General features: G+C 71.7%; 11 protein-coding genes. 7 read left to right on the top strand and 4 right to left on the bottom strand.

Annotated features, from left to right (window positions below):
- Nucleotides 1-6 precede the first annotated feature (6 nt).
- The 3 genes from ACWERV_RS25630 to ACWERV_RS25640 form a co-directional block, all read right to left on the bottom strand.
- Nucleotides 7-3,309, bottom strand: a complete 3,303-nt coding sequence (locus ACWERV_RS25630; RefSeq protein WP_452937121.1) for a glycosyl hydrolase family 95 catalytic domain-containing protein — start codon at nt 3,307-3,309, stop codon at nt 7-9.
- Nucleotides 3,310-3,323: 14 nt separating this feature from the next.
- The gene (locus ACWERV_RS25635) at nt 3,324-5,861 is read right to left on the bottom strand and encodes a discoidin domain-containing protein (protein ID WP_452937123.1); all 2,538 of its coding nucleotides are present in this window, start codon (nt 5,859-5,861) and stop codon (nt 3,324-3,326) included.
- 183 nt (nt 5,862-6,044) lie between these two features.
- Nucleotides 6,045-7,286: an ROK family protein gene (locus ACWERV_RS25640; protein ID WP_452937125.1), complete on the bottom strand. Its 1,242-nt coding sequence runs from the start codon at nt 7,284-7,286 to the stop codon at nt 6,045-6,047.
- A 62-nt stretch (nt 7,287-7,348) separates the two neighbouring features.
- On the opposite strand from ACWERV_RS25640, the gene ACWERV_RS25645 reads away from it, so the two are divergent.
- From ACWERV_RS25645 to ACWERV_RS25675, 7 genes are all read left to right on the top strand, one after another.
- Complete coding sequence (locus tag ACWERV_RS25645) at nt 7,349-8,248, top strand: LacI family DNA-binding transcriptional regulator (RefSeq protein ID WP_452937129.1); 900 nt, start codon at nt 7,349-7,351, stop codon at nt 8,246-8,248.
- 174 nt (nt 8,249-8,422) lie between these two features.
- Nucleotides 8,423-9,742, top strand: coding sequence for an ABC transporter substrate-binding protein (locus tag ACWERV_RS25650; RefSeq protein ID WP_452937131.1), 1,320 nt, complete (start codon nt 8,423-8,425; stop codon nt 9,740-9,742).
- Nucleotides 9,743-9,886: 144 nt separating this feature from the next.
- A complete protein-coding gene (locus ACWERV_RS25655) occupies nt 9,887-10,858 on the top strand; it encodes a carbohydrate ABC transporter permease (RefSeq protein ID WP_452937134.1) in 972 nt (323 codons plus the stop codon).
- On the top strand, nt 10,855-11,748 hold the full coding sequence (locus ACWERV_RS25660) for a carbohydrate ABC transporter permease (RefSeq protein ID WP_452937138.1): 894 nt from the start codon (nt 10,855-10,857) through the stop codon (nt 11,746-11,748). The genes ACWERV_RS25655 and ACWERV_RS25660 overlap by 4 nt, the downstream gene beginning before the upstream one ends.
- The gene (locus ACWERV_RS25665) at nt 11,745-14,306 is read left to right on the top strand and encodes a glycoside hydrolase family 2 protein (RefSeq protein WP_452937140.1); all 2,562 of its coding nucleotides are present in this window, start codon (nt 11,745-11,747) and stop codon (nt 14,304-14,306) included. The genes ACWERV_RS25660 and ACWERV_RS25665 overlap by 4 nt, the downstream gene beginning before the upstream one ends.
- A 206-nt stretch (nt 14,307-14,512) precedes the next feature.
- Nucleotides 14,513-15,427 carry a sigma-70 family RNA polymerase sigma factor gene (locus ACWERV_RS25670; protein ID WP_452937143.1) on the top strand — a complete coding sequence of 305 codons (915 nt, stop codon included), beginning with the start codon at nt 14,513-14,515 and terminating at the stop codon, nt 15,425-15,427.
- Between the two features lie 174 nt (nt 15,428-15,601).
- Nucleotides 15,602-15,976 carry a VOC family protein gene (locus ACWERV_RS25675; protein ID WP_452937146.1) on the top strand — a complete coding sequence of 125 codons (375 nt, stop codon included), beginning with the start codon at nt 15,602-15,604 and terminating at the stop codon, nt 15,974-15,976.
- A gap of 27 nt (nt 15,977-16,003) precedes the next feature.
- Here ACWERV_RS25675 and ACWERV_RS25680 read toward each other — a convergent pair whose 3' ends face one another.
- On the bottom strand, nt 16,004-16,444 hold the full coding sequence (locus tag ACWERV_RS25680; RefSeq protein WP_398192087.1) for a GNAT family N-acetyltransferase: 441 nt from the start codon (nt 16,442-16,444) through the stop codon (nt 16,004-16,006).
- Nucleotides 16,445-16,555 lie beyond the last annotated feature (111 nt).

The following is a 16,555-nucleotide window of genomic DNA, read 5'->3' on the forward strand; positions in this document are numbered from 1 at the left end:
CGTCGTTCAGCCGAACACCTGCATCTCGTAGAGCGAGTAGCCCCACTGCCCGGACAGCTGGCTGCCCTGCATGCGGACGTAGCGTGCCTGTCCGCTGAGGGGGATCTTCTCCGTTCCGCCGCCCGAGGCGGGCTGGCTGTAAAGGGTGTGCCAGGTCGTGCCGTCCGTGGAGCCCTGGATCGTGTAGGACTTGGCGTAGGACGCCTCCCACGACAGATCCACCTCGGACAGGTTCTGCGTGCTGCCGAGGTCCACCTGGATCCAGCTGTTGGGGTCCTGGTTGGCGCTCCACCGTGTGGCCTGGTCGCCGTCGAAGGCCTTCGCCGCGGACTGGTCGGCGCTGGACTGCGACGACGCCGAAGCGGGCTTGTTCAGCGCCAGGTTGGCCCTGGGCGCGGCCATCGTGAGGTTGACGGTGACCTGCTTGCCCGCCTGGAGCGGCAGTACCCGGGCGATGCTGCCGAGCGGCGAGTTCTGCACGGTCGTGCCGGTCGCCGTGATCGAGGTGATGCCCGCGCGCTGGATGAGCGTGAGGTTCTGGTCGATCTTCGAGGTGAGCGTGACCTTCGCGGTGTGCGCGGCGGTGTCCCACGTCAGGTTGTCGATCGTGAACTGGCTCTTGCCGAGCATCCCGGAGATGGAGCCCTTGTCGAGGCCCTTGGGCAGGGCGGGCAGCAGTTCCAGGGTGCCGGGGCTGGTGGCGGCCAGCATCTCCATCATCACCGTGGGCACGGAGTTGACGACGTCCGTGGCGAAGGTGTTGTGGCCGTTGTAGTGGGAGGTGGCCATGCTGCTGTAGTAGTAGTCGTCCTTGGCGAAGCGCAGCAGCTTGGCGCCGACGGAGTCGGCCTGGTCGAGGTCGGCGGCGATGAGCGCGCCGTGCAGCAGCCCGTGCCCGGCGTTCTCGTAGGCGCCCTGGTCCTTCTTCGCCAGGAAGACCTGTGCGGCCTTGAACTGGGCGGGGTTGGACTCCGGGGTGATCTCGCGGTAGGGCCACACCGGCATGAGGCCGCTGCTGTGCCGGTGCTGGTAGTTGTTCTTGTTCTCCAGGTCGGGCCATGCCCATTCGGCGAGCGCGCCGTCGTTGTTGATCAGGTACGGCGGCAGGTGGTCGAGCTTCTCCTGCCACACCGGGATCTTGTCGGCGTCGCGGCCGAGGGTCTTCGCGGTCTGGATGAGCGTGCTGAGCGCGAACTTGGCCCCGGAGATGTCGTAGACGGAGTTGACGGCGAGCGGTGTCTCGCCGGGCGGGGTGTTCTCGGGCGAGATGGACCCGGCGAAGATGTACTTGCCGTTCGCGTCCTTCTTGACGAGGAAGTCCTCGTAGAAGTCGCCCATGTCGCGGATCAGCGGGTAGTACTTGTCGGCGAGGAAGGTCTTGTCGCCGGTGACCTCGTAGTACTCCCAGAAGGGTTCCAGCAGCCAGGACTCCCCGCCGGTCACGTACTGGTAGGGGTAGTCGTAGTTGATGTTGGAGATCAGGCCTTCCCCGTTGGGGGTGTTGCCGCCGGTGAGCATGCCGCGGGTGCCGAGCAGCTTCTTGGCGTTGGTCTCGAAGTCCTTCTGCCACTGCTGGTTGAGCCAGAAGTAACCGGCCATCGCCTCGGGCATGTTGCCGATGTTGCCGCTGGAGATCTGCAGGTTGAGGTTGGCGTCGAGGTGGTAGTAGCCGTCCCAGCCGACGTTGCTGTCGCCCGTCCAGTTGCCGAGCAGGTCGGGGGCCTCGGTGGGGCCGCTGGAGCCGAGCAGGTGGTAGCGCCCGGCGTAGAACATCCGCTCGTAGAGGGCGGGGATCGGCGTCGCGGACGACTTCTGCTCGGCGAGCAGCTGCTCGGTGGACTTGGCGCGGTCGGCGGGGGTGGCGCCGAAGTCGATCGAGACGCGGCCGAAGACCGAACTGTGCGCGCTGGTGTGGCGGTTGAGGAGTGTCGGGTAGTCGGTGCTCAGCCCGGCCAGCTTCTGCTGGAGCAGGTTCCGGCTCCACTCCTGCTCGGCCGGGACACCGCCGTTGTAGGTGCCGTTGTAGCGCTGGGTGAGCGACAGCAGCAGCACATAGCTGGCGTTGGCGACCGTCACCTGGCCGTTGTTGATGCTGCGGGTGCCGTCGGTGACGATGCGGGTGACGCCCTCGTAGCCCGCGTTGTAGCTGCCGCTGGGGTACTTGGCGCGGATGTTGAGGTAGTCGGTGGTGGAGTTGTCGGTGAAGGTGACGCCCTTGTCGAGCAGGTGCATGCCCGGGTCGACGGACAGCCCCAGCGTCATCGTCTCCTTCTGGCCGGGCGGGGCCGCCTGGTACTGGACGGTGGCGCCGTCGGTGCGGGAGACGAACGAGTCCCGCTCCCACGCGCCCTTGCTGTCGCTCCAGTTGACCTTGACCACGCCCGCGCTGTAGTCGGTGGAGCGGACGTAGTTGCTGATCGCCCCGGCGTCGGGCATCTGGATGGTCATCTTGTAGCCGGGGTGCTTGCTGCCCTCGCCGCCGCCCTGGTAGCCCTGCACGTTCGCGGCGAGCGTGTTGGCCTGCTGGTACTGCCCGGCGATCAGCTCGTTGCGGATCGTGTCGATGTCGCCCTGGCTGACGGTGTTGAAGGTGCGGTGCGGGTGGGCCTCCGTCCGCGCCATGAAGAAGTCCTTGTCGTCGAAGACGACGGTGTCGTTGCGCGGGTTGCCGAAGACGATGACGCCCTGCTTGCCGTTGCCGGCGAGCAGCCCGTCCTGCCAGTCGTCGTAACTGGCCGGGTAGGTCGTGGAGGGCGCGACGGTCGGCGAGCCCACGGCGCCGGAGCCGCCGGTGGTGGCGGTGCCGTAGACGGCGAACTCCCACAGCGAGTAGCCGTACGAGGTGGCCGGGGTGACGCCCTGCATCCGGACGTAGCGGGCGCTCTTGTTGACGGCCGCGGTCTCGGTGCCGCCGTGGCCGCTGGTGGTGGAGTACGCGTCCGTCCAGTGCACGGAGTCGTCCGAGACCTGGACCTTGTACGCGCTCGCGTAGGCCGCCTCCCAGCTGAGGGTCACGGACGTGACGGCGTAACTGCCCGCCAGGTCCACGTAGATCCAGGCGTTCGGGTCGTTGCTGTGGTCGCTGGACCAGCGGGTGGCGGTGCTGCCGTCGATGGCGTTCGCGGCGGTGTAGGCGCCGTCCTGGTAGGAGGCGACGGCCCGGGTGCCCGGGTTGCGGGAGAGGTTGACGGGGGAGTCGGCGTGCGAGACGGACGCCTGGAGGGCGAGCGCCAGCAGCAGGAAGAAGGTCACGGCGACGCCGAGCAGCCTTCTCCCGCCGGCCGTTCGGTGGGCGAGTGGGGGATTCATGGGGGGCTCGCTCCTCAGCTGCCGGAGGTGACGCGCAGGGACGAGATGAGGTCGTTGTTGCCGGTCGCGGTGAGGTCGGGGGTGTCGGCGGTGAAGGTCCACGCGGTGCCGGAGAAGCCCGCGTCCGCGTAGCCGGTCACGGTGCTGCCCGCGGGGACGCGGATCGAGGAGATGCTGTCGTTGCCGATGCCCTTGGCCTGGAGGGCGGGGAGGTCGTAGCTGCCGGGGGCGAGGACGGCGGACGGGCCGCCGTAGTCGGCGTCCCCGTAGACGGTGGCGCCGCCCGCGGCTCCCGTGACGGGGGTGCCGTAGACCGCGAACTCGTAGAGGGAGTAGCCGTACTGGGTCGCCGGGGTGACGCCTTGCATGCGGACGTAGCGGGCGTTGCGGTTGACGGTGGCGGTCTCGGAGCCGCCCTGGCCGGTGGTGGTGGAGTACGCGTCCGTCCAGTGGCTGCCGTCGTCCGAGACCTGGATCTTGTACGCCTTCCCGTACGCCGCCTCCCAGTCCAGCCGCGCGGTCGTGACCGCGTACTCCGCGCCGAGATCGACCTGGAGCCAGGCGTTCGGGTCGTTGCTGTGGTCGCTGGACCAGCGCGAGGAGCTGTTGCCGTCGATGGCGTTGGCGGCCAGGTAGGTGCCGTCCTGGTAGGAGGCGGTGGCCTTGGCGTTCGCGCCGAGCGAGAGGTTCACCGGGGTCCCGGCCGGCGGCGCGGGCGGGGTCGGGACGGTCTGCCCGGCGGGCGGCCACAGGGTGAAGGTGTTGCTGCCGCCGTGCGCGGCGGCGAAGGGCCCGGCCATGGTGTTGGTGGAGGCGACGGGCTTGCCGAAGAAGTCGGTCGTCACGTCGGCGGCGATCTGCTGGTTGGCGAGCGGGATGGTGCCCACCCGGGCCCGGGTGACCGGGGTGTTGCCCTGGATGCCGGACGCGTCGAGGTCGAAGCTCAGCGACATGCCGGTGTTGGTGGCCGTGTAGTGGACGTTGCTGAGCGTCCCGGTCGAATTGCCCTCCTTCACCTGGGTCTTGTCGGTGGCGTTGTCCGGGAGGGCCGAGCCCTGGACGAGGTTGTTGAGCCAGAAGAACTTCTCCGGCGAGGTGAGCGCGGTCGTCTCGTTCATCGTGCCGGGCTGGAAGTAGTACGCGTCGCGGCCGCTTCCGTCGTTGTGGATGGTGCCGTTGTCGAGGAAGAGGTTGTTGGCGAAGACGACACCGGTCGCGTCGAGGGTGCGGATGTCGCTGTTGCCGATGAAGACGTTGTTGTCGACGAGGACGGGGCCGAACACCGCCTCGGCGTAGTAGCCCCAGGGGCTGTTCATCACGATGTTGCCGGTGATGCGGACGTTCTGGTTGCCCCAGTCGGTCCAGATGCCCGCGGAGTTGCTGCCCTTGGAGTTCTTGACGTAATTCCCCTTGATCAGGCCCTCGTTCATGTAGTGGACCTTGACCGGGGCCGTCTCCGCGCCGCTGAACTCGTTGCGGTAGTCGGTGTCCTCGATCATGTTGTAGAGGATCTGCGAATGCCACGAGAAGACGCCCGCGATACCCGACTGCCCGCATTTGGCGATGTAGTTGTTGCGCACGATGTGCGAGCCGTAGGCGCTGGTGTTGTGGAAGTCGGTGCGCGGGGTGCCCGGCCGGTTTCCGGCCCAGGTGTCGTTGCTCAGGCCGATGTCGATGCCGATGGTGCGGGCGTTGATCACGATGTTGTTCTCGATGATCCACTTCAGCCCGCCGTAGACGCTGATCGCGCCCGCCTGGCGGCGGTCGGGGCTGTCGGGGAAGTCCGAGTAGGTGTTGGCGGCGTGCTTGATCGTGAAGCCGTTCACCGTGATGTAGCCGAGGCCCCACACGTCCGGGGCGAAGACCTGCCGCCGGACGTTGATCTCGGCCAGGCGCGCGTTGGGGTCGGCGCCGCTGAAGTTGGCCCAGACGGTGGTGCTGGACGAGCCGACCTCGGAGTACCAGGTGCCGGGCGCGCTCTGCACGTTCGCGAGCGAGGGCTTCTCGTAGTACGCGGTCTCGTCGAGGTAGACGTCACCGGCGGTGTAGCCCGCGAAGGTGCCTCCGCCGCCGCCGTTGGGCTGGCCCTGGGCGTACGGGTTCCAGTCGCCGAAGTAGCTGTTGGGCAGCGTCACGCTCCACACGTCACCGCTGCCGTGCGTCCAGGAGTTGATCTCCTCGGAGCCCTTGACGGTGACCTCGCCGTCGCCCGCGTCGGTGTACGTGATGCGGTGCTGCTCGTCGGTGCCGCCGCGGGCGGGCTTGACCGTCTCGCGGTAGAGCCCGGCGTGCACCACGACGGTGTCGCCGGGCTGGGCGACCTGCGCGGCGTGGTTGATCGTCAGATACGGCGACGTCTGCGTGCCCGCGTTGCCGTCGTTGCCGTTCTTGGCGACGTGGATGACGCGCGGGGCGTCGGCGGCGTGCGCGGGGCTCGCGGCGGGCAGCGCGAGCACGGCGAGGGCGGCTGCCCCGAGCGTCGCGCATATCCGGGTGAGGGTCCTGACCAGGCCCCCGGCCTGGTGTTTCCTGCGGGTGCGTCCCGTTCTCACAGGAACTCCTGACTTAGTTTCTTAATTAATCTATTGAAGTCACGGCCGTCGTCCGGCGGCAACGTCTGGCGGTCGTGCACCGTACCGGCGCCCCGAAGGCGCGGCAATACATCGGACGAAAGTGCCCGCTGTTGGGGGGCTGCGGGGGTACGGCCGCGATCTGCGCGGGGGTACGGCCGCGGTCTACGCCTGGCCGCGTGCGGCCAGTTGCGGCCCGTGGCCCGGCGCCACCGAACCCTGGAGCACCAGCGCGGCCCCGCCGATCGCGGCGGCGTCCCGCGGGTTGCTCGACAGATGGACCCCCACCCCGTGCACGTCCCGGGTGTACGCCCGCTCTCCCAGTCGCTGCCGGATCGCGCTCACGTAGATCGACCCGGCGACCGCGAAACCGGGCCCGGCCAGCACCAGGGTGTCCAGGTCCCAGAGGTTGGCGAGCGCCACCGCGCCCTCGGCGAGCAGCGCCGCCGACTCGTCGACGAGCGCGCGGGCCGGCTCGTCCCCGTAGATCGCCGCCCGCGCCAGGACGTCGAAGGCGCGCGCGTCCGGGTCGCCGGCCCGGATCCGCAGCCGCTCCGCCAGCTCCGGCACCGCGCGGGCCCGTGCGACGACCGCCCGCGGGGCCGCGTACAGCTCCAGGCAGCCGCGGTTGCCGCACGGGCAGGGTTCGCCGTCCCGCTGGACGGCCACATGTCCGATCTTTCCCGCGTTGGAGCTGGCCCCGCGGTGCAGCGAGCCGTCCAGCACGACACCGGAGCCGATGCCGGAGTTCATGTACAGGCAGCCGAAGGTGCGCTCCCGGGAGACCTGCCGCCCCCAGAACTCGCCGACCGTCGCGGCCGCCGCGTCGCTGTCGACCAGCACCGGCACGCCCAGCTCTCCCGCCAGTGCGCCCGCGAGGTCCAGCCCCGCCCACTGCGGCAGGCCGGGCGGTGCGAGGAAGCCGCCGCGCGCCACGTCCACCGGCCCCGGCCCGACGACCGCGAGCCCGGCCACGCTCTGCGGCTCCAGCCCGAGCCCCTCGGTGACGTCCCGGTAGAGCCCGGCGAGCCGCCCGGCGGCGTCGCCGCCCTCCCCGTCCGGCGCCGCGCCCGGTCCCGCGACGAGCTGGCGCCCGACCGTCCCGCCTCGCGTGTCGGTGACGACGCAGGTCAGCGCGTCGGCCCCGACGTGGATGCCGACGCCGTACGCGGCCCGGGAGTTGATGACCAGCATCGCGCGCGGCTTGCCTCGGGTCGCGACGGTGTCGCCGGTCTCGCGCACCACACCGTCGTCGATGAGCCGCCGCACGATGTTGGAGATGGTCGGCTGGGTGAGGCCGGTGGCGTTCACCAGCTCCACCCTGCTGATCGGGCCGGACGACCTGATGAGGTCGACGATGAGCGCGCGGCTGCCGGGACCCGCGGCCGCCGACTCCCGTCGGGCCACCCTCGACCACCTCTCGCCTCGCCGTACGCTGTCGCACGACTACGTTACCGGCGAGGTTATCCGTGCCGGAGGGGCCGACCGACCAGGAGGACGCCATGGCCGCCGACGCGGAGCGCACGGAAGGGCCCCGGGGGCCGCGGCGCGGGGTGCCGGTGGGCCTGGCGCTGGTGCGGGACGCCGAAGTGCTGGGCGCCGAGCCGTTCTTCCACGAGTTCATCGCCGGGATCGAGCGCGTGCTCGTCCCGCTCGGGGTGCCGGTGCTGCTCCAGGTCGTCGCCACCGTGCAGCAGGCCGCCGACCGGATGCGGGCGTGGGCGCGGCTGGGTCAGGTGCAGGGCGTGGTCCTCATCGACCTGCTGCCCGGCGACGAGCGGGTGGAGCTGGTGCGCGAGCTGGGCCTGCCGTGCGTCGTGATCGGCGACCCGGTCACCGCGGGCGGGCTGCCCGCGGTGTGGACGCAGGACGACGTGGCGATGCGGGGCGTGGTCGCCGAGCTGGTCGGGGCCGGGCACACCCACCTCGGGCACGTCGCCGGACCCGCGCCCATGGCCCACACGATCATCCGCCGCCGCACCTTCGAGGCCGCGGCCGCCGAGCACGGGGTGCGCACCACCGCCTTCGAGGGCGACTACTCGCAGGGCGCGGGGGTACGGGCGCTGGCGGCCGTGGCCGCGCTGGAGGACCGGCCGACCGCGGTGGTCTTCGACAACGACGTGATGGCGCTCGGCGCGCTGCACGAGGCCGCCCGCCTCGGCCTCGCCGTCCCCGCGGACCTGTCCCTGGTGGCGTGGGACGACTCCGCGCTGTGCCAGCTCGCCGCCCCGCCGCTGAGCGCGGTCAGCCATGACGTGCAGGAGCTGGGCGAGCTGGTCGGGGCGACGCTCGCGGGCGCGCTGGCGGGGGAGCCCGCGACGACGGTACGGGCCGCGCCCGCGCGCCTGGTGGTCCGCGGCCGCCTCTGAGGCTCCCTTGCGCGGGGGCACGCAGCGTTCCCTGTGCTCACCTGCGGGTATTCGGTTCTTTAATAGATTACTAATCTTTCTTATTGACACCGCCCCCGGCCTCCGCGACTCTGTGGGTCAGCCCGGCCGCCGCAGGCCGCGCACGCTCGTACGTTCCCAGCAAAGGAAAGCTCTATGGACCACCGCACCAGGCCCCGGGCCGCCGTGCGCGTCGTGGCCGCGTCCGTCGTCAGCGCCCTCGCCCTCGCCCTGAGCGCGTGCGGCACGAGCGGCGACCAGGCGGGCGGCGACACCGGCAAAAGCAACTCGATCGACGTCGTCACCCGCTGGACGGCGGGCAACTCCGCGGCCGCCGCGCAGTCCCGGGTCTTCCAGGACTTCACCAAGAAGACCGGCGTCAAGATCAACGCCACCGACGGCCTGGAGACCATCGACGACCAGGTGGAGAACGCGGTCGCCGCGGGCAAGTCGCCGGACGTCGTGATCGTCAACCTCTACGACAAGACGCTCGGCTGGCTCGACGCGGGCGTCACCGTCCCCGTCGACGACTACGTCACCCAGTGGGGCCTGGCCGACAAGCTCAAGCCCGCCGCCCTCGACGAGTGGCGGGTCGGCGGCAAGCCCGGCGGCAAGCTCCAGGGTCTGCCGTTCTCCGGCTTCAGCTGGCCGGTCTGGTACAACACCGACCTGCTGAAGAAGGCGGGCGTCGACAAGATCCCGGCGACCACCGACGAGCTGATCGACGCGGCGAAGAAGCTGCGCGCCAAGGGCATCCAGCCGCTCACCGTCGGCGGCAACGACTGGACCGGACAGAAGCTCTTCTACCAGCTCGCCGAGTCCTACACGGACGCCGCGACCATGGAGAAGGTCATGCAGAGCGGCGGCTACTGCGCCACGCCGTCCGTCATGAAGGGCATCCAGCTCTTCACGCAGCTGCGCGACGCGGGCGTCTTCGCCGACCACGCCGCGGGCCTGAACGCCGACGCGATGTACGCCTCCTTCTACTCCGGCAAGTCCGCGATGATGTCGGCCGGTTCCTGGGCGTACACCGAGGCCAAGGGCTCCAAGACCGGTATCGAGACGCACACCACGCTGGCCGGCCTGCCCATCCCTGCCGGTTCGGTCTACAAGCAGCCGACCGCCCTCCAGGGCTTCACCGGCGTCGGCTTCATGATCACCAAGCGCGGCGCGTCCAAGGACCGTATCGACAACGTCAAGAAGTTCATCACCTCCTTCTACGCGGACGCCACGGTCGGCGACTTCGTCAAGGACGCGAGCATCCTGCCGCCCACCACCGGCGACTTCTCCTCCTACGCCACCGACCCGCTGCTGTCGCAGTCGCTCAAGCTCGACGGCTCGGTCGACTACGCGGTGGTGCCCGACGTGTGGATCGGCGCCGCGTCCGACCCGATCATCCAGGTCCTGACCGGGGCGTACGGCAAGTCCTCCGCCGACAAGATCTGCAAGGGCCTCGACGACGCCACCAAGAGCTGAGCCCCGCGGGAGGGGCCGCCGCCACGCACCGGACGGCGGCCCCTGCCGCGCGAAGCCCGCTCCCGTGAAGCGCCCGCTCCCGCACGACGCCGCCCGCCCCCCGTACCGCCCGGCATCCGCCCCGGCCGAAAGAAACGCCTGCTCATGACATCCACCAGCATCCTGGCCGGCGGCACCCGCGCCGCACCGCCCGACACCGTGCCGCCCGCGGCCCGCCGCGGCCGCCGCCGAGGCCGCAGCGGCCTCAACACCCCCCGCCTGCTGTGGCTCACGGTCCCGTCCCTGGTGTGGTTCGCGGTCTTCTCCGTCGGCCCGCTGGTGGCGATGTTCGTCATCGCGACGCTGCGCTGGAAGGGGCTGATCTACGACCCGAGCTATGTCGGCGCCGAGAACATCCGGCACGTCTTCGGCGACGAGGTCTTCCACGACGCGCTGCGCAACAGCGCCGTGCAGGTCGCCGTCGTCATCCCGGTGATGATCCCGCTGGCCTTCATGCTCGGCTACCACCTGAGCACCAAGCCGCGCGGCTACCGGGTGCTGTCGATCCTCTACTTCTCGCCCGGCCTGATCTCCATCTCGGTGACCGGCATGATCTTCTACGGCGTGCTGTCCCCGGACGGCGGCGCCAACGGCGCGCTCAACGCCCTCGGCCTGGACTCCCTCGCGCACTCCTGGCTCGCCGACCCGGCCACCGCGCTGCCCAGCCTCATCGCGATCGACCTGTGGCGCGGGGTCGGCTGGACCGCCGTGCTGTTCGCCGCGCGCCTGTCCAGCGTGCCCGGCGACGTCATCGAGGCCGCCCGGCTCGACGGGGCGGGGCGCTTCCGCATCATGTGGCAGATCACCTTCCCGATGGTCAAGGACTACGTCCGCACCCTCACGATGCTGCAGTTCCTGTGGACGCTCTTCACGTCCGCCGCGCTCATCCTGCTGCTCACCAAGGGCGGCCCCGGCACCTCCTCCACCACGCTGTCCTACCTGGTCTACGAGAAGGCGTTCTCGCAGAGCGACCTCGGCTACAGCCAGGTGGTCGGCGTCGTCCTGCTGCTGATCGGCGTCGCCGGGATGCTGCTGATCCGCGCGCTGCTGCGCAGCCCCCTGGAGAAGACCCGATGACGACGACCTCCCCGCGCCCGCACGCGCACGCCCGCAGCGCCGCGACCGCCCGTACCGTCCGCCGCTCCCGGCGGCGCGGCGGCGGACTGCTCGCCGTACCGCTGTCCTGGGTGTACGCGCTGCTGCTCGCCGCGCCGCTCTACTACCTGCTGGTCAGCGCGCTCAAGACGAACATCGAGATCTTCACCCACCCCTTCGCGCTGCCGAAGGACTGGCTCTGGGGCAACTTCCGCACCGCGTGGCGGACCGCCCACCTCGGGCAGGCGCTGCTGAACTCCGCGCTGATCTCCGCCGTCGCGATCGTGCTGACGCTCGGTCTGGCGCTGCCCGCCGCCTTCGCGCTCGCCCGCCTCGACAACCGGCTCAGCCGGATCGTGACCGGCGCGTTCTCCGCGGGCTTCCTGATCCCGCCGTTCGCCGCGCTGATCCCGACCGTGATCCTCGCGATCAAGCTGCACATGTTCTACACGCGCGAATTCCAGATGCTCTTCCTGCCCGCGAGCGCGCTGCCGCTGTCGGTGCTGCTGCTCACGCAGTTCATGAGGACCGTGCCGCCCGCCCTCGTGGAATCCGCGGCGCTGGACGGCGCGGGCAACTGGCGGCTGCTCGTCAACGTCTTCGTGCCCATCGCCATGCCGGGCGTCGTGAGCGTGGCGATCCTCCAACTGCTCACCTTCTGGAACGAATACCTCTTCTCACTCACCATCACCGGCACCGCACCGGACCTGCGCACCGCCCAGGTCGCGCTGCCCACGCTGGTGTCCGACGCGACCGACTTCGGCGTCCTCACCGCCGGCACCGTGCTGACCCTCCTGCCGGTGTACGTCGCCTACTCGCTCGCCAGCCGCCGTATGCAGGAAGCACTCACCGCAGGGGCAGTCAAGGGATGACACTCAGCACGCACACCTCCACCACCCCCGACCGGGCCGCCGCCGTACGGCACGACCTCGGCGGGACCTGGCAGCTCAGCTGGACCGGCGGCCCGGACACCGCGCCCGCCGCCGTCCGCGGAGCGGCGCTGCCCGCGCGGGTGCCCGGCGAGGTGCACACCGCGCTGCTCGCCGCGGGCCTGCTCGCCGACCCCGACGTGGGGCTCGGCGAGGCCGCGCAGGAGTGGGTCGGCCGCTCGCAGTGGGCCTACCGCCGCACCTTCACCTGGACCCCGGCTCCCGGCGCCCGCACCGACCTCGTCGCCGACGGCCTCGACACCGTCGCCGAGGTGTACGTCAACGGGCGGCACGCCGGGTCCGCCCGCTCCCAGCACCTCGGCTACCGCTTCCCGCTCGACGGCCTGCTGCACGCGGGCGAGAACGAGATCGAGGTCCGCTTCGCCTCCGCCTGGGACGCCGCCCTCGCCCACGAACGCGCGCACGGCCCGCTGCCCTCCCCGTACGACGAGCCCTACGCCCACGTCCGCAAGGCCGCCGCCAACTTCGGCTGGGACTGGGGCCCGCACTACGTCACCGCGGGCATCTGGCGCGGCATCCGGCTGGAGACGTACACCGGCCGGATCGACCACGTCCGCCCGCTCGTCGCGCTCGCGCCCGGCCACGACAGCGCCGAGGTCACCGTGCACGTGGCCGCCGACGCGCCCGCCGGGGCCCGGGTCCTGGCCGAGCTGACCGACCCGGCCGGGCGCCCCGCCGGAAACGCTGCCGGTTGGGTCGGCGAGGACGGCGAGGCCGTCGTGACCTTCACCCTCGACGCCCCCGAGCTGTGGTGGCCGGTGGGCCTCGGCGCCCAGCCCCGCTACGGGCTGCGCGCCCGGCTGGAGCTGGACGGCGAACCGCTCGACGAGACGTCCGTACGCTTCGGGGTCCGCTCCGTCGCCCTCGACGAGACCCCCGACACGGCCGGCGCCCGCTGGGCCCTCGTCGTCAACGGCCACACCGTGCGTATCCGCGGCTACAACTGGATCCCCGACGACACCCTCGCGAGCCGCGCCACCCCGCAGCGCGTCGCCGCCCGCATCGACCAGGCCCTCGCGGGCAACGCCAACCTGCTGCGGATCTGGGGCGGCGGCCACTTCGCCACCGAGGACTTCCTCGACGCGTGCGACGAACGCGGCATGCTCGTCTGGCACGACTTCCTCTTCGCGTGCGCCGCCTACAGCGAGGACGACGACACCGCCGCCCTCGTCACCGCCGAGGCCGAACAGGCCGTCGCCCGCATGGCCCCGCACCCCAGCCTCGTCCTGTGGTGCGGCGGCAACGAGACCGTGCTCGGCCACCGGCACTGGGGCTGGACCGACCAGATCGGCGAACGCGGCTGGGGCGCCGCCTACTACCTCGACGTCCTCCCCGGCGTCCTCGCCCGCCTCGACCCCACCCGCCCCTACGTCCCCAACTCCCCCTGGTCGGGCAGCCTCGACGCCGACCCGGCCGCCGTCACACACGGCCCCAGCCACCTGTGGGACGCCTGGAACGACGCCGACTACGTCCACTACCGCGACCACGACCCGTCCTTCGTCTCCGAGATGGGCTGGTGCGGACCCGCCGCCTGGACCACCCTCGAACGCGTCCTCGACGGCGAGACCCCCGGCCCCGCGTCCCCCCTGACCCGCCACCACCTGCGCGCCATCGACGGCATGCACAAGCTCACCCGCGGCCTCCAGCCGCACTTCCCCGCCCCCGCGGAGGGCGCCGACTGGCACTTCGCGACCCAGCTCGTCCAGGCCCGCGCGGTCGCCGCGGGCGTCGAATGGCTGCGCTCCCGCGACCGCTGCGCCGGCGCCGTCGTCTGGCAGCTCAACGACTGCTGGCCCGCGATCAGCTGGTCCGCGGTCGACTCCGCGGGCGTCGAGAAACCCCTCTGGTACGCGCTCCGGCACGCCTTCGCCCCGCGGCTGGCGACCGTCCACCCCGCCGTCCCTGGCCCCACCCACGACCCGACCGGCCCCGCCGGTCTCGAACTCACCCTGGTCAACGACTCGTCCACGGCTTGGCACCCGTCGGTGCACGTCCGCCGCGTCACCCTCGACGGCACGGAGCTGGCCGCCGCCCTCCTCGACCTCACCTGCCCCGCGGGCGGCCTCCTCCACGTCCCCCTCGCCCCCGAACTCGCCGCGCCGACGGACCCCCTGGGCGAGCTGCTCGTCGTCGACACCGAAGCGACCCGTACGACGTGGGCCTACCGCACCGACCGCGCGCTGACCGCCCCGCCCCCCGCCCGCACCGTCATCGCCTCCACGGGAGACGGCGCGGTGCACCTGACGGTGACGGCGCACACGCTGCTGCGCGACGTGTGCGTCTTCCCCGACCGGCTGGCCGGTGCGCTCGGGGTCCCCCCGTCCGACCTCCTCGTCGACGAGTCCCTCGTCACCCTCCTCCCCGGCGAGACCCGCGTCTTCACCCTCCGAACCCGCTCAGGCCTCCCCCTCCCCCCGGTGGCCCTCCCGGAGGCTCTGCTGACGTGGGCGGTCCGCTCGGCGGGCGAGCTGACGACGTAGGTCGGCGCGCGACAGGGGCGCGGGGCACGCGTTTCTAGGGGCGCGGGTCGTCACCGGCCCGAAGGGGCACTTCGGTCCGATCCGGACCACCGGCCGGTGGGGGCGGCCCGCGCAGTTCCCCGCCCCCCTGAAAAACGGGCGCCCTGTTACGTTTTCCGCCCCTGCCACGTCGCAGACGTGAACGCACTTCGGCGGAAGGTGAGGCCATGACGGGACCAGCCCCGGAGGGCGACGCGTTGGCGCGGCTCTTCGAACAGGAGCGAGCCAAGCTCACAGCCGTGGCCCACCGCATGCTCGGCTCACGACCGGACGCCGAGGACGCGGTCCAGGAAGCATGGATCCGCCTCGCCCGCCAGAGCGACCCGCAAGGCATCGGCAACCTCGCCGCGTGGCTGACCACCGTGGTCGGCCGCGTGTGCGTGGACATGCTGCGCGCCCGCAAGGTCCGGCCCGAGGAGCCGTACGGCGCCCACGTACCGGAGTTCGAGGTCGTGGACGACGACCCGGCGGCGGCGCCCGAGGCCGACGCGGTGCTCGCGGAGTCCGTGGGCGTCGCCCTCCTCGTGGTGCTGGACACCCTCGGGCCCGCGGAGCGCCTCGCGTTCGTGCTGCACGACATGTTCGCGGTGCCCTTCGACGAGGTCGGGCAGATCCTGGGGCGCTCGACGGACGCGGCGAAGATGCTGGCGAGCCGCGCCCGGCGCAAGGTGCAGGGCCCGCACGGGACGGCGGAGGGGCGGGTCCGGCGGCGCGCGGTGGTGGACGCCTTCCTGACCGCCGCTCGGGCCGGGGACTTCGCGGGGCTGCTGGAACTGCTCGACCCGGAGGTGGAGTGGCGCTCGCTCTCCGACCAGGGTCTCGTCACGGCCCGGGTGGAGGCCGCCGAGCTGGCCGTCCGTGCGCAGCGCGGGGCCCGCGCGGTGGCGGCGTCCCACCCGGTGCTGGTCAACGGCGACCCGGGCGTCGCGGTGTGGGGCCCGCAGGGCAAGCTGCTGGGCCTGGTGGCCTTCGCGGTGTCGGACGCGGGCCGTATCACCGGAACGGTGACCGTGCGGAACCCGGCGCAGCTCGCGGCCCTGGACCTCCCGGCGGTGCTTACGGGCGGCGCCCCCACGCGCTGATCATCGGTGAGGTGCCGGTCGATCACCTCGTCCGTGGCGAGGCCCGCGTCGTCCGCCGTCCAGGACACCTCGACGTCCCAGATGCGCCCCGCGCGGCCGGGGGCCTGTCACACCCCGGGGATACGCTGCCGGTGACTGCTGGGTGACCGGCCCGCGGTCGTACGGAGGTGTCCCATGGCCCCGCGGTTGCGGATGAGCGCGATCACGCTCGACTGCCCCGACCCGCTCGCCCTCATGGCCTTCTACCAGGCGGCCACCGGCCTGCCCCCGCACCCGAAGTCCGACGCCGAGTTCGCCGGGATAGGCGGCACGGACGGCGAACTCCTGCTCGGCTTCCAGCGCGTCGACGACTACCGCGCCCCGCGGTGGCCCGGCCAGAACTCCCCGCAGCAGCTCCACATCTGCTTCACCGTCGACTCCGACCTCCCCACCGCCGAGGCCCGCCTCCGCACCCTCGGCGCCGCCCTCCCCGCCCATCAGCCGCACGGCGACAAGGCCCGCGTCCTCACCGATCCCGCGGGTCACCCCTTCTGCATCGTGCGGGGCTGACCCCGGGTCCGGCTGCCGCCCCCGGGGTCAGCGCGGGCCGATGGTGAAGCGCAGGACGCGGGAGTCCCGGGCGCGGAAGCCGAGCCGTTCGTAGAGGCGGTTGGCGGCTTCGCGGGAGGGGCGGGAGGTCAGGTCGACGGTGCGGGCACCGGCCTGTTCCGCGAGGCGCAGGGCGTGCTCGGTGAGGGCCGCGCCCACTCCGGCGCCGCGCGCGGCGCCGTCCACGACAACGTCCTCGATACGCGCCCGCAGGCCCGTCGGCAGCGGGAACATCACCAGCGTCAGCGTCCCGACGATCTCCCCGCCGAGCCGCGCGACCAGCACGGTGTTGGCCTCGCTGCCCACGACCCGCGCGACCCCGTCCGCGTCCAGTACCACCGCGCTGCTCGACAGCTGCGGCAGCAGCCGCGCGAGCGCCCCGACGACGTCCGGGCCCGCCTCGCGTACCACTTCGGTCTCCACACCCATGCCCCGAGCCTAGGGCCTGTCGTGTGGATCTCCGCGGCGTCGCGTGCCCCGGCACGCACATCTTCCCCCTGCCTTCGGCGGGAGGTGCCCCCAGCGTTGTCGTCGGTCGAC

The organism is Streptomyces sp. NPDC004031, from assembly GCF_053604375.1.